A 17,980-nucleotide genomic window follows, 5' to 3' on the forward strand; every position below is an offset into this window, starting at 1 on the left:
CCTATGGCTTCCAAGTCTCAGCCCGATAAACGTCAAAACCGCAAGCGGATCCTGTTCTCCTTCAATGTCGATTTGGAGTCGCCCCTAGGGGTCGTGTTTCAGTACCTGATGCACAACCCAAAGATGCCGAGCCAGATGGGCAAGCAGAAGGGTGTGGAGGCGATCGCCGCTTTCTGGCGACCGTTTGCTTTTCAGATGCAGGGCCAGGTCAATGACGATGAGCTGAAGGTGCTGGCTCGCGAGTCGTTGATGACCCTCCAGCGGCAGATGGAGCTGATTGCGGAGACCTTTGAGGTGGAGTTGCCCCAGTCAGATGCGGTAACGCCGGAGCTAGAGGTGGCCCTGGAGCGTACGGTGGAGCGGGTGCTCCAGCGGTATGTGGGAGCGGGTGCGCTGAGTCTTCAGAAAACGCCAACACCAGCACACGCAGCGGGGGTGACATCTACCGACTCTATGCTGGTGCCGCCGGGGGAAGAGGGCGTGGGATTTGAGCTGGACATGTTCCAGGAATTTGAATCCGTTTCACCCAAAGATCTGGTGTCGTAGGGGGGTAGCGCGATGGAGTTGACACCAAAGGAACCAGCGACCGAAGTAGGGGTGCAGGCGCGGCAGGCCTATCTGACCTTTGCCCAGCGGGTGGTTGGGGATGAGGTAGATTACGCCACGCTCTACCAGCAGTTTGCCTCGAATGATTGGGCGGCGATCAAGCTCGACGATGCAGTGGCGGAGGCGGTGCTACGGGCGGGCTATTCGCAGAAGTCGGCGGTGGGGGTGTTGCACCAGGGGCCTTATGTGCAGCATCAGGTGCATCAGAAGGGGGCTCCGGCGGCGGCGATGAGTCAATATGTGCGATCTACCGTGCTGATGGCCGTGCAACGGGTCTCTGGGCAGAGCCAGGGAACCCGGCGGCAGCAGCAACCTGGGTTGGAGATGGAGTAGCCCTGGTGCATGGGAGTCTTGGCCCGATGACAAAACTCAACCTGTCAGAACTTGATAAGCGGCTCACCCTACTTGAGGCTCAGCAGCAATGGGTGTACCGCGTTTTGGAAACCTATGGGATAAAAGGGCTCTGGCTCTCTCCCGGCAAGGCCTCTGCCCTGTTGGGCATTAGCCGCGATCGCATCCTGGCAGAAGTTGAACGGGCCGAGAAGATGCGCTCTTTAGGCAAGCGCGGCGACGTTAGCTACGGTATTCACTACAGAAATATTCAGGATCCAGAGGTCGGTCAACCGACCTGGCAAATTCATGTCGCGGCATTTGACCAGGTGCTAGCTATTCCTCCCGAGCAGCGGAAGATTTAGCTGTTCTGGCAATGATGGCATAGATAGTTAATTGACCGGAGGGTGAGATGAGCGAACGGCAGGATTAAAACCCTGCCGTTCGCTCAATCGTTTTAGCCATCTCAAAGTGGTGCATGAGTCCTGGACGAATGACGCTATCTAACTAATTGGCTGGATCTTTAGCAACAAGTATTTGGGGGAGAAATGGGGGATTTATGTTGAGCTAATGCTCGTATTCCTTGTCAAACAGTGATTTCAAGATATACCCTCGCAGTCTCGAAAACTGTTTTGGGGTCAAACCCAACGAGGGTTCGAATCCCTCCCTCTCCGTTTAAATCCAGATCCGTGACGGTGTGCGGCGTTCCCCTTGCTTTACTCAGGTGAGAACAGTCAAGCTGATTGTAGGTAGTTCGTACTCTGCGTTGCTGAATGCAGGTATGATATACCCCCTCGCCCCCCAATTCTGGGGGAGTCGAACGCTCAAAGTCCCCCAGAATTGGGGGACTTAGGGGGCGATGATAAGGATGTCAAGTTTACAGATTCATTACTCAATTCAGCAACGCCTTCCAGGTGAGCGCCTCTCCGGCCCGCAGGGGCACCAGACCATCGTCCACAAAGGGCAGCTGATCGGGAATGCGCCAGGTGGTTTTGCTCAGGGTAATGCGATCGCGGTTGCGCGGCAGCTGGTAAAAATCTGGTCCATAGAAGCTGGCGAAGGCCTCCAGTTTGTCGAGGGCGTTAACGCTCTCAAATGCCTCGGCGTACAGTTCCAGGGCGTGCAGGGCCGAAAAACACCCGGCGCAGCCGCAGGCACTTTCTTTGCTGTGGCGAGAGTGGGGGGCGCTGTCGGTACCCAGAAAAAACTTGGGATTGCCCGAGGTGGCCGCCCGCAAAATGGCCTGGCGGTGGGTTTCGCGCTTCAAAATGGGCAGGCAGAAGTAGTGTGGCCGCAGCCCCCCTTGAAACAACGCATTGCGGCTATACAGCAGATGCTGGGGGGTAATTGTAGCCGCCGTGCGGTCGGTTGCCAGCACATAGTCCACCGCCTCTGAGGTTGTAATGTGCTCCAGCACCACGCGCAACTGGGGAAAGCGCTGCTTTAGGGGAATCAGGTGTTTCTCTATGAACACCTTTTCGCGGTCGAATATATCCACCGCCGGGTCGGTCACTTCCCCGTGGAGCAGGAGCGGCATATCGGCCTGCTCCATGGCCTCAAAGACGCGATCGCATTTGCCAATGTCGGTGACCCCCGCATCTGAGTTCGTCGTTGCTCCGGCGGGGTAGTACTTCACCGCTTTGACAAACTGAGCCTCCCTGGCCGTCACAATTTCCTCGGGGCGGGTGTTGTCGGTCAGGTAGAGGGTCATCAGTGGCTCAAACTGCTGACCTGCCGGAATGGCCGCAAGAATGCGATCGCGGTAGGCCGCCGCCTCGGCCACCGTACGCACTGGCGGCTTCAGGTTCGGCATCACAATTGCCCGAGCAAACTGCCGCACCGTGTGGGGCAGTACCGCCTTCAGCACCTCGCCATCGCGCAGGTGCAGGTGCCAGTCGTCGGGTCGAGTCAGGGTCAGCGTTTCCATGGTTTCATCCTATTGCAAACCTCCATTAGGGTAGGGCAGGTTCGACGCAGGGGCATTGCACTGCAATATCCCCATCAGAGGCGCCAGGCTGTCAAGGGGTTCTAGGGCATGTCATCAATTATGGCCAAAAGCCCGGTATATCAAGCTTTGCCCCGCCCGATCCGAAGGACAGGCTAGGGGCTTTAACCCTTAATTTTTGAGCGGTTAGCAGCTAATTGAGGTCATTCCCTAGCTCAGTCGCACGACAGCTTCGTTATCCAGCAGCGTATTGCCGGTGAGAATGTCTTCCACTGTAATGCGCAGCAGCCGATCGCGCTCCACCCGAAACAGCACCCGCACCCGATCGCTGCCCGGAAACCCCGGTGGGTCGAGCTGGGCGATCGTGCGGGCCCCGTCGCGATCGTTCAGGGGCTGCACCGAGGGGGCATCGCCGCCGAGCTGGCGGGTCACCAGGCGACCGTTCTCAAAGTACACCTCCGTTTGGGTGCTGGCGGCCCCCAGTTCGCCGATGATCAGCTCAATGCTGGGCTGCTTTTCCACCGACGCGCCCAGGGTCAGTTCAACCGGGGTACTCATGGGGTAGGGCTGCCCCTGGGGCAAAATTGCATGCCAGCCGTGGCGGTTGTTGCGTCGGTCCCAGTAGCGAATGCCGTAGCTGTGGTAGAGAAAGTCTTCCACCGTCAGCCCCTGGGCCACTTGTAGCGCCCCCTGGGCTACGGCCTCAAAGGGGCGATCGCACCGCACCTTTCCTTCCCCAAACCGCTCCCTCGCCCACCGCTGCACCGCCGGAATCTGCGCGGTGCCCCCCACCAGCAGCACGGCGTCGATCGCATCCTGGTCAATGCCCTGGCGCTGGCCCTGCTGCAGCACCTGGGTCAGCCCCTTCTCTAGCCGCTCAAAAAATTGGTTTTGGGCCAAAATTTGCTCAAACTGGTCGCGGGTCAACGCCAGGTCGTAGGTGTCAAAGGTTTCGTCGTCGAAGTAGGCTTCCGCCGCCTCGGGATGAGCCGACAGCGCAATTTTCAGCCGTTCAGCCAGGCGCTGCACCACTGGCCCGTCGGGCACGCCCTGGTTGTGAAAGTGCGCCACCAGCCACTGGTCGATGTCGGTCCCGCCCAGATTTTCCCCTGCCTTGGCCAGCACCCGCGCCAGCTCGGGCTTTTGGGCGCTGGTTTGCTCGGCCCCCTGCCCCCGCCACTTGAGCAAAAAGCCCACCGGCTGCTTTTGCGCCGGAGCCACCAGCCGCACCAGCGACCAGTCGAGGGTGCCGCCGCCAAAGTCGAGCACCAGTAGGGTCTGCTCGCCGCTGAGGCCGTAGCCCAGGGCGGCGGCCGTCGGCTCATCGATCAGCCGCACCTGGCCAATGTCGAGGGCGGCCACCACATCCCCCAACCACAGGCGGTAGGTCTCAAAGCTGTCCACCGGCACCGTCAGCACCAGGCTGTCGTTGTCTCCGGCCACCGGTTGCACCTGGGTCAGCACCGATCGCAGAAACCACTCCCCCAGCTGCTCGAAGGAGAGCGATTCGCCGTCGATGGTGGGCAGAAACCCCTGCAGCGGGGTGCCAATGCCGCGCTTGATATTGGCAAAAAAGCGGGGGTCGGTGGCCAGGTCGAGGCCGCGAACGCGCACCCCCTGCCCCACAACCACCCCATTGGCCTGGGGCTTTTCCACGTAGACCAGGCTGGGCACCAGGGGCGGTACTCCCTCTAGCTGCAAACTCAGCCCCGGCAGGGCCAGCGTTTCGGGGCTTTCTGTCGCCGGGTTCCAGCGGGCAACGACGGTATTGCTGGTGCCAAAATCAACCGCTATAGCCATAGGTGCACGTTAACAATGGTGCTACCCATCCTACCGGGAGTGGGGATCGCTCGGTAGGCTAGCGTCCTGCTCTGCCGCCGCCCGCCGCTGCTCAGGCCACGACTTGAGCAACACCAGCACCAGCGTGATCACCGTCAGCGGAATGACAAACAGCAGCATGACCTGGCTAAATAGGCCCAGCTGGTCGTGATCCGCCGCCCGCAGGATCAGGTAAGTGACGTAGGCCACGTAGTAGCCGCTAAACAGCACCCCCTCCCAGCGCGAAATCACATTGCCGGTGAGAAAAATTGGCAGGCAGGCCAGCGCCACCGCCACCATCACCGGCAGGTCGAAGTACAGCACCGAGTTAGGAATGGTGATACCCGGTCCCGACGTCACCGCCGTCACCCCCAGCACCGTCAGAATATTGAAAATGTTGCTGCCCACCACGTTGCCCACGGCGATGTCTCGCTCGCCGCGAAACGTGGCCACCGCCGAGGTAGCCAGCTCCGGTAGGGATGTCCCCGCCGCCACAATCGTGAGGCCAATCACCAGCTGACTCACCCCCAGTGCCTGGGCAATGCTCACCGCCCCGGTAACAAACAGCCTGGAGCCCAGCACCAGCGCCACCAGCCCAGCCCCCATCAGGGCCAGGTTGATGGCCCAGGTTGAGCGTCCCAACGGGGCAGCGCCATACTCCCGGTCATACTCCGACTGCACCTCGGCGTTGGTTTCTTTGCGGCTCTGGTAGATCAAAAACAGCGTATAGATCACCCCGCCAATGAACAAAATAACGCCGTCGGTGGGCTGCAGCAGGCGATCGAAAGAAAAAAACAGCAGCAGCGTCGAAATGCCCACCATGATTGGCACATCGAGCCGAATCAGCTGCTGCGCCACCGGCAGCGGGGCCACCAGGGATGACAGGCCCAAGATCACCAGCACGTTAAAGATATTGCTGCCGATGACGTTGCCCAGGGCAATGTCGCCCTGCCCAGCCAGGCTCGACTGCACGCTCACCGCCATCTCTGGAGCGCTGGTGCCGTAGGCCACAATGGTGAGGCCAATGATCAGGGGGGAAATGCCCATCAGCGCCGCCAGCTTGGCGGCCCCCCGCACCAGTGCCTCTGCCCCCACCAACAAAAGCCCGCCACCGGCAATCAGCAATAGGATGGCAACAGTCATACTTGAAAGCTCACTCAGTAAACGCTCTAGTTAAGATGGCCCGAGCCCTTGACCAGGACAGCGATCGCACTAAACCAAGGTCAACTTACAGTATGTCTGATTCTGATCCATCTCTGTTGAAAGCCGCCGCCCTGGCTCCCTGGCGAAGCTCCCTGGCGCGCGCCCTCCACCGCAACCGCAGCCGCCCCTACAGCCGCTACTTTCAGCTGGCGACCGTCACCGCCGCCGGACGTCCCGCCAACCGGACGGTGGTGTTTCGCGACTTTCTGCCCCACACCAACACCCTCACGGTAGTTACCGACCAGCGCAGCGCCAAGGTGGCCGATATTTCCGCCCACCCCTGGGCCGAGGTCTGCTGGTACTTCACCCACACCCGCGAGCAGTTTCGGCTGGCTGGCTCTATTCAGGTCGTCGGTGCCGCCGACAGCCCCCTGGCCGAGACCCGGCAAGCGGCCTGGGACGCTCTCTCTGACAACGCCCGCCAGCAGTTTTACTGGCCCCACCCGGCCCAGCCTCGCGATCCTGAGGCCGACTTTTCGCCCCCAGAAATTCAGCCGACGCCGCCCGCTGAATTTTGTCTGGTGCTGGTAGCCCCCAACCGGGTTGACCATCTGGAGCTGCGCGGCGAGCCGCAAAACCGCACCCTCTACGATCGCCACAGCGACGGCACCTGGCAGGTCAAGGCGGTCAATCCTTAACGGCTCAGCGTTGGCTTACAATTCAGCCCCACCTACTTAGGAGCGCCCCAGGCGGCGCAGTCGTCGGTCGAGCCAGATTAACACGGCCAACGCTGGTACCACCGTGCCCATGGTGGCCAACCAGAAGCCGTGGGCGGCGGCGTTCCCCCGGTCGAGCGCCCAGCCGCCTACTGGCGGGCCGATCAGATAGCCAATCGCCCAGCACATCGAGTTGACTGAGAGGTAGACCCCCCGCAGGGCATCGGGGGCGAGGGCCACCACCAGCGTTGAACCAATTGGCGTGTAGGCAACCATCGCCAGGGCCATAATCCCCAGGGCCAGCCCACCCCAGGCCAGCGGAAACTGGCCCGTGCCCGATAGCCACACCAGCCCAAACCCCAGCCCCCACAGCAGCGCCGACATCATTAGCCCCTGGGCCGGGCGGTAGCGCTTGAGCCAGCGGGCCACCGGCAACTGCGCGATCGCCGCCAGCACCACATGGCCGGTAAACAGCAGGCTCAGGGTGCCCTCCCCCAGGGTCTCGCCTCCCCCGGCAAAGCGATTTAAGTAGAGGGGGAGCGTGCTTTGAATCTGGGCCAGGTAGCCTGTGAACAGTACGTTCACCAGGGCGTACACCATTAGGGTATTGTCCCGCAGGGCATGGCCCCAGCCCTGCAGCAGCGAGCGGGCGGGGTTATCGGCGGGGCGAGTTTCGGCAATGGCGGCGTAGATGAGGCCAAAGAACAGCAAAAACGTGATGCCGTCGATGGCAAACAGCGCCCGGTAGGCCCCGGTCAGCGAAATTAGCGCTCCCCCGGCCACTACCCCCACCCCGAGGCCAATGTTGTCGGCCAGGCGCACCAGGGCGTAGGCCTCGTTGCGCTGGGCGGGGGTGCTAATGTCGGCGGCCACCGACTCGGCGGCGGGCCAGTACAGGCCCACCCCAAACCCCATCAGCAGGTTACCCAGCAGAAAAACCGGAAAATTGTGGGCCAGAATCAGCACCCCATCGGCGGCGGCCGACACCAGGGCCGACCCCAGCAGGGTGGGTCGCCGCCCCGCCGTGGGCGAATCCACCAGCGACCCACCCAACACCCGCCCCCCAATGCCCGCCACTGAGCCCAGGCCAATGCCCAGCCCCACCTGGGTCGCCGTTAATCCCACCTGGGTGGTAAAAAAAATCGGCGCGTAGAACAGCGTAAAGCCGATCCCCACCTGGGACAGCAGCCGTCCCGCCGCCAAAATCCACATCCGGTGATCCAGGGCAGGCAGCAGCTGGCTGAGCCATCGAGCCAAGGCGGTCTTCATAGCGGCGGCAGCCGTCGGGGGCGTCGCCAGGCATCGATCAGCGCCACGGTGCCACCGACCATGCCCCACACCAGCCACAGCCCCAGGTCGTAGCCTTTGCGGTGGGCCACCTGGGCAGCCACCAGGCCAATCAGGCAGTGCAGAAACAGCGGAAAGTAGGCAAGGGGCAACGTATCGGCCATAGTGGCAAAGGAAAAGACAGAGAAAACCACAAAAATGCAACGGAGTGGGCGATCGCCCCCAAAATAGAGCCAACCCGCCCAAACTTCCCTGATACTTGGCGCAATACCCACCTTACACCCAGAGCCAGATCTATGCTGATGAGACTATCGTTCTATTCTGACAATTAGAATCTGTCGGGAGAAATACCGCTGTGGCCGCTGGACTTTTTGTGGGGTTGATCACCCTCGACTGCATTTATCGCGTGGACCACGTGCCCAGCAGCGATGAGAAAATTGTCGCCACAGACAGCCTGCTGGTGGCCGGGGGGCCAGCCACCAACGCCGCGATCGCCTTCGCCGCCCTGGGCAACCGCGCCACCGTGGTCGGGGCTCTGGGGCATCACCCCCTGGCGGCGCTGGTTCGCGCGGAGCTGGCCACCTACGGTATTGCGGTGGTCGATCTTACCCCCGATCTGCAAGCGCCGCCGCCCCTGTCCACCATTCTGGTCACCGCCGCCACGGGCGATCGCGCCGTGGTCTCGCGCAATGCCGTGGGTCGCCAGGCCGCACCCCCCGCCGACCTCGAACCCCTGCTCAAGGGCGGAGATATTGTGCTGATCGACGGGCACCAGATGGCCGCCGGGGCCGCGATCGCCCGCCAGGCCCAGGGCATTCCCATTGTCGTCGATGCGGGCAGCTGGAAGCCCGGCTTTGAAACCGTGCTGCCCCTGGCCACCAGCGTCATCGCCGCCGCCAAGTTTCGCCTGCCCGATCAGGCCGATACCCTGGCGGCCCTGGGCGACCTGGGGATTGCTGAAGTCGCCCTGACCCACGGCCCCAACCCGATCGACATTTGCCACCGGGGGCAATGCGACCAGCTCCCGGTGCCTGCCGTAGAGGTCGAGGACACCCTGGGAGCCGGAGACATTTTTCACGGCGCGTTTTGCCACTACCGATTGCAGACTGCTTTCGCAGACGCCCTGACCCAGGCAGCCGAAGTTGCCGCCCAGAGCTGCCGCCACTTCGGCCCCCGCGCCTGGATCGAGGAGTTCGAGTTTTCAAAGGAGGGCGTCGCTGAACCGAGGTGATACGGAGAGGAACCCCAATTCAAAACAGAGATCTCGTAGGGGCATTGCACTGCAATGCCCCCACCACCCGACCGTATGAAGGCAGGATTTTATATGAGATGAGCGCAGAAAGAAACCCCATTTCTAGCTCCCCAGCGATCGCGCCGCCCCCCCAACCGCTATAGTGCTCTCTGATACCACCCCACCCATCCACCCGCCCACTTACCCACCTCTCCCCCATGCCCTACGAACAGGAAAAACAAACCGCGATCGCCGCCGTGATCCAGGCCGCCCAGCTCTGCGAACGGGTGCGCCAGGGTCTGGTGCCCCAGGCGATCGAGAAAAACGACAAAAGCCCCGTCACCATTGCCGACTACGGTGCTCAGGCGATCATCTGCAAGGCGCTGTCGGCGGCATTTCCAAGCGATCCGGTGGTGGGTGAAGAGGACACCACCGACCTGCGCCAGCCCGATGCCGTCCCCGTTCTTGCCGCTGTCACCGAGCAAGTGCAGCAGCTCGTGCCCAGCGCCACCGACGGCGACATTCTCAGTTGGATCGACCACGGCAACGGCAGCGTTGGCCCCCGCTACTGGACCCTCGACCCCATCGACGGTACCAAGGGCTTTTTGCGCGGCGACCAGTACGCGATCGCCCTCGCCCTGGTCGTCGATGGCGACATCAAAGTGGGGGTGCTGGGCTGCCCTTTCCTGAGTTTCGGCGGTGAAACCGGACTGCTGTTTGTGGCGGTGCGCGGCCAGGGGGCGACGATGGTGCCTCTGGCGGGGGGCGATCCCCAGCCGCTGCGGGTGACGGGGGAGGGCGATCGCGATCGTTTTCGCCTGGTCGAGAGCGTCGAGTCAGGCCACGGCGACCTCAATCAGCAGGGGCAGGTGGCCCAAACCGTCGGCATTACCACCCCCTCCCTGCGCATGGATAGCCAGGCCAAGTATGCCGCCGTTGCCGCCGGACAGGCCGCCCTCTACCTGCGCCTGCCCTCCCCCAAAACCCCCGACTACCGCGAAAAAATCTGGGACCACGCCGCCGGAGTGCTGGTGGTCGAAGAGGCGGGGGGCAAAGTCACTGACATGCACGGCAAGCCGCTAGATTTCGCCAGCGCCGCCCGCTTCCCCAACAATCCCGGCGTGGTAGCCAGCAACGGCACCATCCACGCTGCGGTGCTGAAGGCATTGGCCGAGTAATGAGACTTGTGGCAAGGGATGTGCCGTTGGGGGATAGAGAGGGTTTCTACATCGAGTTTGCCTTGAGCACCCCTGCTTCAAAACGTAGATCTTGTAGAGGCACTGCACTGCAATATCCCCATAAGTCAAGGGAAGAAAATGGAAGATATACAGATCTTGTCCTGTACCGAACTCATGTCCAAGCACTGTCCGTAGTGCTATAGTGGTGTCATGCCAGGTTTAGCTTCGCTCCGGATAGTTGTTGATACCAATGTTGTATTTGAAGGTCTGACCAAGCAGGGTGGGGCTTCAGGTCTGATTATCGATGCTTGGTTGGCTGGGCTGATGGTAACTTGTGTCTCCAATGCGCTTGCCTATGAATATAGTGATGTGCTGTCTCGCAAGCTCTTAGAAGAACGGTGGAGTAGACTGAAACCTGTGTTGGGGAGACTTCTGAGTATCGCTCAATACACAAATATTTATTTTTCGTGGCGACCAACATCCCCAGACAGAGGGGATGATCTCGTGATCGATTGTGCGATGAATGCAGGTGCGATCGTGGTTACGTCTAATATTCGGGATTTCCAAAGTGCAAGACAATCGCTTGGGCTGCGAGTTTTAACCCCTGTGCAGTTTGTGGGCGTATTAGCATCAGGAGAAAATTCATGAGCCGATTGACCTTACGGTTACCTGAGACTTTGCATCAACAGCTTGCTCAGCTTGCTGAAGGGGAAGGGGTATCGCTGAATCAGTACATTGTCTATGCCTTGACCCGCCAAGCAGCGTTAGCCCCTGCAATTCAGATCGTCCCTCAACCGGAAGTTGAACGACAACAACAGGCATTCCAGGCATTGACAAAGCAGTTAGGGCAAGCTTCGTCTGCTGAGGTTGAGTCTGTGTTAGCGGCGCGTGAGCAAGCTGATCAAGAAGCAGATCTGAGTGCAGATGTCATTGCGCGTCTCAAGGAACAAATTCAGATGGGCATGGGTAAACCAGATCGGAGTTAGCGCCAGCAAGATAACAAGTCGCCGCACTGGAACGGTGAAAAGTAGTTGGTGAGTAGCCAAGGTAGTCTGCGCCCGGTGGGCTTGGTCGTTAGGCCTTCATATATGGCCTTTTGCGATCGCAGATCTCCTGGAGGCTGGGTTGAGTTGGCAAATCCTAACACCATCGCTACTTTCTTAAAACCCCGTGGGGGGGCGTACCCCCCAAGAATTGTGGGGCTTCCTTCGCCAAGTCGACCGACAAATTTTAAGTTTGATAGACCATTAATCAAGGCTGTAGGTCGGTCGAGACGATTCTGCCACCTCGGAGTCATCGTGCAGCCACACCTGGCGAGGCGAGCCAATGGCGATGCGGTGACGATCGAGGGCCATCTTCAGCCGCCGCCGAAACTCCATTCCCACCAGCCACTGCTTCAGCGGCACCGTCTTGATCCAGATGCGAATCAAAATGCCGCTGTGGGAAATCTCCTGGACCCCCAGAAACTCGCGGGTGTCTAAAATTTTCGGTCCCCACTCGGGGTCGGCGGCCAGCTCGTCGGCGGTTTCACGCATCACCGCCAGGGCGTGGTTGACGTCGGTGGTGTAGGCCACCTCCACGTCGAGGGTGGCCCGCGACCAGTGGCGGGTCATGTTTCGCACGTGGTCAATGGAGCTGTTGGGCAGAGTAATCAGCTCTCCGGCGGGGTTGCGCAGCTGGGTCACCCGCAGGTTGAGGTTCTCGACAAAGCCGTCGATGTCTCCCACCTTGATCACATCGCCAATGCGAAACTGATCCTCCAGCAAAATCAAAAAGCCGTTGACCAGATCCTTGACCAGGTTCTGGGCCGCAAAGGACAGTACCAACGCCACCAGTGTTCCCAACGCCAGCACCGAGCCCGGTACCAGGTTCAGCCACTGGAGTACCCAGATCAGGCCAATGATGTAAACCACCACGGTCTTGACGCCTTTGATCACCTGGGCAATGGTGTGGATGCGCTGGAGGTTGGTGGAGGTCATCGGCTGCCCCTTGGCATACTTTTGAATGAACCGATCGACCGCCAGGTTGATCAGGCGATCGCTCAGCCCGACCACAAACCAGGTGAGCAAAATCACCACCGGGGCCAGCACTATGGTCTGGGCAAACTGGCGGGTTTGGGGGAACAGGTTGAGGCTGTAGGCCAGGCTGATGGCCCCCAGGGAGACGATGCCCCAAAACAGCAGCCAGCGCACTAGCCGCACCGCCTGAAGCTGGTGTTCGAGCCTGAGGTGCTGGTACAGCCCGTGGCGCAACTGCGGGTCCTGGTGGCCGTGGGGGGCCTGGCCAAACTCCCTGGCCTGGTGGATCTGAGCGTCAATCAAGGCCGACTCTGCTGTGCGGCGCTGGTGCAGCCGCTGCTCGAAGCGCCCCAACCCCACCCGCAGGGCAAACAACATCAGGCTCAGTACCAGCGTCGCCGCCACCACCTGGACTGCGGCAATGAACTGTTCGCGCTGGGCCTCGGGCTGGCGTTGGGCCACTGCCTGGGGCAGCTCCTGCTGCAAAATTTCCTGCCACTCCTCGGCCAGGACCTGCTTGCTGGAGGCCACGTGGTACTGGGCATCGGTATCGGTTACGGTCAGCAATACCCGCGGCTGGGCCAGGCCGGCATCCTGGGCAAACAGGACCGGATAGTTATCGATTGTTTGAATCACCACCTCCAGCGTCTCGGGGTTGAGCGGGGTGCCCCCCGCCTGGTCCGCCGGGAACAGACGCCGCAGGTTGGCCTCAATCTGCCGCGCCCGCACCTCCACCGGCAGCTGGGTGCCCACCTCGGCTCGGTTGAGGACCACGGGCGACGCCACCCGAAACAGTTCCTGCCCATCGAGCTGTACGCCAGCCGACTCCAGGGTGCCGCGCCGCTCTACGTTTACGGGTAGGGGTTCGTCACCGGGGACTGGCAGGGGCAAAAACTGCGCCACGGCAGGGCCCGAGGGCCGCACAAGCTGAATTGTGGCCACCGCAAGCAGAGTCAGGCTGGCCAGGAGCAGCGATCGCCGCCGTCGATTGAGGGGCCAAAAACGAGGTTTGAGCATAGGACAGACTTTTCAGCAAGCATTCAAACACAACTTAACCCTTAAACTCGCAGCGTCAAGTTGTCATTCGAACGGTTTAGAAATTGCTGTTGGAGGGAAGACAGTAAAGTTCCCGCACCGAATCCTGTACCAGCACCGCCAGGGTGGCTACCCCCAACACAGTGCCCAGGGGCGTAAACGTCAGCGCGGCGCAGGCGACCACAATGCTGAACCAGTAGTGTTTGCGCCGTCGCAAACAGCCGCCGGAGACCACTAGCGCGATCGCCAGCACCAGCCCATAGACAAACAGCGCCAGCCCAATTGCCAGAAAGATCAGCCCTACGGCGGCGGACGGTATCTCACCGTCGCCGCTGGTTACAGCCCCTGGGGCCAGCACCACCGCACCCCCGATCGCCACAAACACCAGCGGCAGCAGCGCAAAGGCCAGCACCAGCCCCGCCACCACGTAGTGCAGCATAGCCAGCACCTTCAACCTCTCGATATCTTGGCTAGGGGGCAGCGAAGTCATGACCCAAATATCCCAATTGATACATCTTCTACGCAGATCCTGTCCCGCCTATCCTGGGGAACTAGAACCCTGTGTCCCAATCTTAGGGGCTGTCATCAACGTCGCCGCGTCCTGGGTCGCAATCACCTGTTCCTGCCGTCAGCCCTGATCACGCTTCAATCCCCACCCCAGTAAACCTACCCTCACCCCCCCACCCCCTCCGCTATCCTAAAAGCATCCCCCTTCCACTCGCCCACCCATCCACCCATCCACCCGCCCACCCCTATGCCCGCTCCCGACCCCTCCCCCCTGCCCCCGTCCCCCGACACCACCTGGGACGATGTTGAGGCCGAACTGGGGGAACTGGTCGCCACGGTACAGGGAGCACCCCTGGCCCTGCCCCCCGCCGACCCCGCCATTTGGGAAGATGTGGAGACTGAACTGGGCGATTTGGTCCTCGATTTTCAAGACCTGCAGGACGACCTCAACTACCGCCGCGCCCAGGCCGCCCTGGGCAGTCTGGTGCAGCGGCTCAACCTCACCCCGCGCGAGCAAGCTGGGGTGGAAGAGGCTCTGCAAAACCTGCGGGGCCTGATCGACAAGCTGGAGCATACGGTGGTGCACATTGCCGCCTTTGGCCTGGTGGGGCGGGGCAAGTCGTCGCTGCTGAATGCGCTGCTGGGCGAGGAGGTATTTATCACCGGCCCCACCCACGGCGTCACCCAGGTGGTGGAGGGCAGCCGCTGGCAGGTCAGCCAGGATTCTCTAGGGGAGGACACCCCCGATCTGCTGCGGGTTTCGCTCAAGAGCCTGGGCCAGTCGCGCATCGAGCTGATCGACACCCCCGGCCTCGACGAGGTGGATGGCGCAGACCGCGCCGCCCTGGCCCGCCGCATTGCCGAGCAGGTGGATTTGATTCTGTTTGTGATAGCGGGCGACATTACTCGGGTGGAGTACGAGGCCCTGCAGGCTCTGCGCCAGGCCAGCAAGCCCATGCTGCTGGTGTTCAACAAAATCGATCAGTACCCCGAAGCCGATCGCCAGACTCTCTACGAAACCCTGCGCGATCGCCGCCTGCAGGATCTGATCTCCCCCGATGAAATTGTTATGGCCGCCGCCTCCCCTCTGGCGGTGCAGGCCACCCCCCGGCCCGATGGCACCGTTGCCTACCAGACCGTGCGCGATCGCCCCCAGGTGGACGACCTGAAGCTCAAAATTCTCGACCTTTTGCACCGCGAGGGCAAAGCCCTGGTGGCGCTCAATACCCTGATGTACGCCGAAGGGGTGAGCGCCGAAATTTTGGACCGCAAAAAGCAGATCTGCGATCGCATTGCCGACGACACGATCTGGAACGCCACCCTGATCAAGGCCATCGCTGTGGCCCTCAACCCTGTCACCGTGGCCGACCTGGTGGGCGGTACCGTGGTCGATGTGATGCTGATTCTGAACCTGTCGCGGCTCTACGGCCTGCCCATGACCCGCCCCGCCGCCCTCAAGCTGCTCCAGCAGATCGCCCTGGGGCTGGGCGGCATTACCCTCAGCGAACTGGTGATTACCCTGGGCCTCAGCTCCCTGAAGGGGGTGCTGGGGGTATCTGCGATCGCCACCGGGGGGCTGTCCCTCGCCCCCTATGTGCCCGTGGCCCTGGCCCAGGGCGGCGTGGCGGGACTGGCCACCTACGGCATCGGCCAAATTACCAAAACCTACCTCACCAACGGGGCTACCTGGGGACCCGAGGGGCCACGGGCCGTGATCACCGAAATTCTCGATGGCCTCGATGAAGACTCCATTTTGAACCGCATTAAAACCGAACTGCGAGCCAAGATTTCACCCTGAAGCAGTGAAGCGATGGCGTTCTTGCCTCCTGCACTTAGGGAAATAGCCAGTCACAGGGTTTCCCCCGTCCTGTTCACAGCAACCGCCGGGCGGGAGTAGGGCTGAACCGCTTGAGGCGGCGATCGCAGTTGCAGTAGGCTGACTGTTTGGGAGCAAGCGGTCGTCCTTACGCCTAGAGCCTCGGTACAGGATTGGTGTTGCAGCAAGGCCAGGGTATGCGAGCCACAACTGCGGCGGTAAGCCCAGGTGCTACTGGGGCCATTTCGCTGTGTCCCAAGCCTCACCACGCCCAAGCGCAGCGGCCATTGCTGCCCGCCCGCCAGGCCAGGCTAGTTGACTGTAGTCCCCTGGGGCTGGGGGGTTTGGGTGCCGGGAGTCGGAATCTGAGGTGGTTCGATGCCTCTAATGGGAACCGCAGGAACGGTTCGAGTGCTGCCAGGAAAGGTCTGGGTTGCGCCAGGCACAGGCTGAACCGGGCCGGGCCCAGGTTGAGTCGCGCCAGGTGCCGTTTGAGTTGTACCAGGAACGGGTTGAGTCGCACCGGGAGTGGTCTGAGTCGCGCCGGGAACAGTCAGAGTTGTCCCTGGAGTGGTCTGGGTGGCATCTGGTACGGCCTGACCTGGGGCAGTCTGGGTTGTACCAGGGGTGGTCTGGGTGGCACCCGGAGCCGTCTGCGTACCGTCGGGCAGAGTTTGAACAGCATCGGTGCCAGTACCCGGTACAGACGGAGGTCCCGTCAGGGTAAAGCTTCTGACTTCGGGCAATGAGAGTTGTTGAGGCTCAATTAGAGCCCCCTCTGGCCCTGCGGCCTGCCCCTGCGGTTGGGCAGGATCGGACACATTGTTACTCTGGCAAAGGCCGTCCAGGTTGATTACCTCTCCCCGAGCATTAACCATGTAGCAAAAACCCTGGGCGTGGCTAATACTAGGCCACAGCAGCGCACCCGCCACCAAGCCCAGGCCACTGGCATAATTCAGAAGATTAAATCTCATAGCCTCAAGCCTCGTCGCATCTATTGAACGTTTTCGATAGACCAAATATCTGTTTTCAACCTATCAACGGCGCGAGAAATACCGTATCGGCCGGGCGGTAGAAACCGTGGTCAGAAAATGTTTTGAAGCAATGACAAATACCCGGTTTTGTCGAATTTCACCCAGCTTGTCGGGGCGTTGCAGTGCAAATGCCCCGACGGATCGATTTTGAATCGGGTTTTTGGTGAACTCGTTGAGCGCCCAATTTTCGGCGGTTATTGCCGATCACTCTACAGTCGCTCCAGTACTCCCGACTGCCGTAGCCCCGCCAGATGGCTCTGCCCGGTGCAAAACAGCACCGTTTTAAGTTCTGCGATCAGCACCGCCGCCAGGGCCGCGATCGCCTCCTCTGAGTCACTCGCCGCCCGCAAAAACGGCATCGCCAGCCCCGCCAGGTCGGCCCCCAGGGCGATCGCCTTGGCCACATCCAGCCCGTGGCGCAGCCCGCCCGAGGCGATCAGCGGCAGGGCCGGGGCCACCCGTCGCGCCTGTACAATGCAGTCGGCGGTAGGCAATCCCCATTCCCCAAAGGTCTGCCCCAGCCGCCGCTGGTGGGCGTCGCTAGCCCGTTCGCTCTCCACCCGCGCCCAGGAGGTACCCCCGGCTCCGGCCACATCCACCGCCGCCACGCCAGCGTCGATCAGGCGCTGCACCATGGGGGCCGAAATGCCATTGCCCACCTCCTTGGCGATCACCGGTACGGGCAGCGCGGCGCAGAGCGGCTCAATTTTTTTTAGCAGGCCCTTGAAGTTAGTATCGCCCCCGGTCTGCACCGCCTCCTGCAGCGGATTGAGGTGCAAAATCAGAGCGTTGGCCTCCAGCTGGTCCACCACCCGACGGCACTGGTCGAGGCCGTAGCCGTAGTTGAGCTGCACTGCCCCCAGGTTGGCCAGCAGCAGAATGTCGGGGGCCAGCGATCGCACCGCAAAGGTCTCCATCAGAGCCGGATTTTCGACCCCCACCCGCTGGGAGCCCACCCCCATGGCCAGCCCATAGCGCTGGGCCGCGATCGCCAGGCGGCGGTTGATCTGGTGGGCCGCGTCGGTACCTCCCGTCATGGAGGAGATCAGCAGCGGTGCCCCCAGTCGATGCCCCAAAAACGTAGTGCTGATGTCGATGTCCTGCCAGTCCAGCTCCGGCAGGCAGCAGTGGGTAAACCGATAGTGCTCCAGGCCTGTGGTTACCTGGGTACACTGCACCGGCCCCTCCAAACAAATGCGCAGATGGTCGGCCTTGCGGATCTGGGTTTCGTGGGCGGCGGGCAGTGCAGTCACGGGCAAAATGGCTAAATCGACGCTCCCTATCCTAGGCAAGAACGGGGCCGCTAAGCTGCGATC

At 61.5% G+C, this 17,980-nt stretch carries 18 protein-coding genes and 1 tRNA gene; 10 read left to right on the forward strand and 9 right to left on the reverse strand.

Annotated features, from left to right (window positions below; genetic code table 11):
* Positions 1 to 3 precede the first annotated feature (3 nt).
* The 4 genes from NF78_RS21485 to NF78_RS31440 all read left to right on the forward strand — a co-directional run bounded on the left by NF78_RS21485 (position 4) and on the right by NF78_RS31440 (position 1,610).
* Positions 4 to 546 (forward strand): hypothetical protein, encoded by a 543-nt coding sequence (locus tag NF78_RS21485; protein ID WP_035991529.1) that lies wholly within the window; start codon positions 4 to 6, stop codon positions 544 to 546.
* A 12-nt stretch (positions 547 to 558) separates the two neighbouring features.
* Positions 559 to 939 carry a hypothetical protein gene (locus NF78_RS21490; protein WP_035991531.1) on the forward strand — a complete coding sequence of 127 codons (381 nt, stop codon included), beginning with the start codon at positions 559 to 561 and terminating at the stop codon, positions 937 to 939.
* Positions 940 to 965: 26 nt separating this feature from the next.
* Complete coding sequence (locus tag NF78_RS21495; RefSeq protein WP_035991533.1) at positions 966 to 1,301, forward strand: hypothetical protein; 336 nt, start codon at positions 966 to 968, stop codon at positions 1,299 to 1,301.
* A gap of 177 nt (positions 1,302 to 1,478) precedes the next feature.
* A tRNA-Ser gene (locus NF78_RS31440) sits at positions 1,479 to 1,610 on the forward strand.
* A gap of 218 nt (positions 1,611 to 1,828) precedes the next feature.
* On the opposite strand, the gene pyrC is transcribed toward NF78_RS31440, so the two are convergent.
* From pyrC to NF78_RS21510, 3 genes are all read right to left on the reverse strand, one after another.
* A complete protein-coding gene (gene pyrC / locus NF78_RS21500; protein WP_035991535.1) occupies positions 1,829 to 2,863 on the reverse strand; it encodes a dihydroorotase in 1,035 nt (344 codons plus the stop codon).
* Positions 2,864 to 3,091: 228 nt separating this feature from the next.
* On the reverse strand, positions 3,092 to 4,681 hold the full coding sequence (locus tag NF78_RS21505; protein ID WP_035991537.1) for an Hsp70 family protein: 1,590 nt from the start codon (positions 4,679 to 4,681) through the stop codon (positions 3,092 to 3,094).
* Between the two features lie 30 nt (positions 4,682 to 4,711).
* A complete protein-coding gene (locus NF78_RS21510; protein ID WP_035991539.1) occupies positions 4,712 to 5,842 on the reverse strand; it encodes a calcium/sodium antiporter in 1,131 nt (376 codons plus the stop codon).
* Between the two features lie 92 nt (positions 5,843 to 5,934).
* Between NF78_RS21510 and NF78_RS21515 the strand changes: the two genes are divergently transcribed.
* Positions 5,935 to 6,540 carry an Npun_F5749 family FMN-dependent PPOX-type flavoprotein gene (locus NF78_RS21515; protein WP_081972820.1) on the forward strand — a complete coding sequence of 202 codons (606 nt, stop codon included), beginning with the start codon at positions 5,935 to 5,937 and terminating at the stop codon, positions 6,538 to 6,540.
* Positions 6,541 to 6,576: 36 nt separating this feature from the next.
* Here the strand turns inward: NF78_RS21515 and NF78_RS21520 are convergent, their stop codons facing one another.
* Both NF78_RS21520 and NF78_RS21525 read right to left on the reverse strand, forming a co-directional pair.
* Complete coding sequence (locus tag NF78_RS21520; protein WP_052050822.1) at positions 6,577 to 7,827, reverse strand: MFS transporter; 1,251 nt, start codon at positions 7,825 to 7,827, stop codon at positions 6,577 to 6,579.
* On the reverse strand, positions 7,824 to 8,039 hold the full coding sequence (locus tag NF78_RS21525; RefSeq protein WP_263970673.1) for a hypothetical protein: 216 nt from the start codon (positions 8,037 to 8,039) through the stop codon (positions 7,824 to 7,826). Before NF78_RS21525 ends, NF78_RS21520 begins: the two co-directional genes overlap by 4 nt.
* 161 nt (positions 8,040 to 8,200) lie before the next feature.
* Between NF78_RS21525 and NF78_RS21530 the strand changes: the two genes are divergently transcribed.
* The 4 genes from NF78_RS21530 (at position 8,201) to NF78_RS21540 (ending at position 11,240) form a co-directional block, all read left to right on the forward strand.
* Positions 8,201 to 9,076: a PfkB family carbohydrate kinase gene (locus tag NF78_RS21530; RefSeq protein ID WP_035991541.1), complete on the forward strand. Its 876-nt coding sequence runs from the start codon at positions 8,201 to 8,203 to the stop codon at positions 9,074 to 9,076.
* A gap of 218 nt (positions 9,077 to 9,294) precedes the next feature.
* A complete protein-coding gene (locus tag NF78_RS21535) occupies positions 9,295 to 10,254 on the forward strand; it encodes a 3'(2'),5'-bisphosphate nucleotidase (RefSeq protein WP_035991543.1) in 960 nt (319 codons plus the stop codon).
* A gap of 210 nt (positions 10,255 to 10,464) precedes the next feature.
* Positions 10,465 to 10,902 (forward strand): putative toxin-antitoxin system toxin component, PIN family, encoded by a 438-nt coding sequence (locus NF78_RS29905; protein WP_072016218.1) that lies wholly within the window; start codon positions 10,465 to 10,467, stop codon positions 10,900 to 10,902.
* Positions 10,899 to 11,240 carry a YlcI/YnfO family protein gene (locus tag NF78_RS21540; protein ID WP_035991545.1) on the forward strand — a complete coding sequence of 114 codons (342 nt, stop codon included), beginning with the start codon at positions 10,899 to 10,901 and terminating at the stop codon, positions 11,238 to 11,240. The genes NF78_RS29905 and NF78_RS21540 overlap by 4 nt, the downstream gene beginning before the upstream one ends.
* A gap of 261 nt (positions 11,241 to 11,501) precedes the next feature.
* Here the strand turns inward: NF78_RS21540 and NF78_RS21545 are convergent, their stop codons facing one another.
* Positions 11,502 to 13,289 carry a mechanosensitive ion channel family protein gene (locus tag NF78_RS21545; protein ID WP_052050823.1) on the reverse strand — a complete coding sequence of 596 codons (1,788 nt, stop codon included), beginning with the start codon at positions 13,287 to 13,289 and terminating at the stop codon, positions 11,502 to 11,504.
* Between the two features lie 76 nt (positions 13,290 to 13,365).
* Positions 13,366 to 13,797, reverse strand: a complete 432-nt coding sequence (locus NF78_RS21550; RefSeq protein WP_035991548.1) for a hypothetical protein — start codon at positions 13,795 to 13,797, stop codon at positions 13,366 to 13,368.
* 264 nt (positions 13,798 to 14,061) lie between these two features.
* Between NF78_RS21550 and NF78_RS21555 the strand changes: the two genes are divergently transcribed.
* A complete protein-coding gene (locus NF78_RS21555; protein WP_081972822.1) occupies positions 14,062 to 15,612 on the forward strand; it encodes a DUF697 domain-containing protein in 1,551 nt (516 codons plus the stop codon).
* 329 nt (positions 15,613 to 15,941) lie between these two features.
* Here NF78_RS21555 and NF78_RS31445 read toward each other — a convergent pair whose 3' ends face one another.
* Both NF78_RS31445 and fni read right to left on the reverse strand, forming a co-directional pair.
* Complete coding sequence (locus NF78_RS31445) at positions 15,942 to 16,604, reverse strand: hypothetical protein (RefSeq protein ID WP_156119918.1); 663 nt, start codon at positions 16,602 to 16,604, stop codon at positions 15,942 to 15,944.
* 269 nt (positions 16,605 to 16,873) lie between these two features.
* Positions 16,874 to 17,923, reverse strand: coding sequence for a type 2 isopentenyl-diphosphate Delta-isomerase (gene fni / locus NF78_RS21565; RefSeq protein WP_412768534.1), 1,050 nt, complete (start codon positions 17,921 to 17,923; stop codon positions 16,874 to 16,876).
* Positions 17,924 to 17,980 lie beyond the last annotated feature (57 nt).

This window comes from Leptolyngbya sp. KIOST-1, from assembly GCF_000763385.1.
Taxonomy (GTDB): Bacteria; Cyanobacteriota; Cyanobacteriia; order Phormidesmidales; family Phormidesmidaceae; genus Nodosilinea.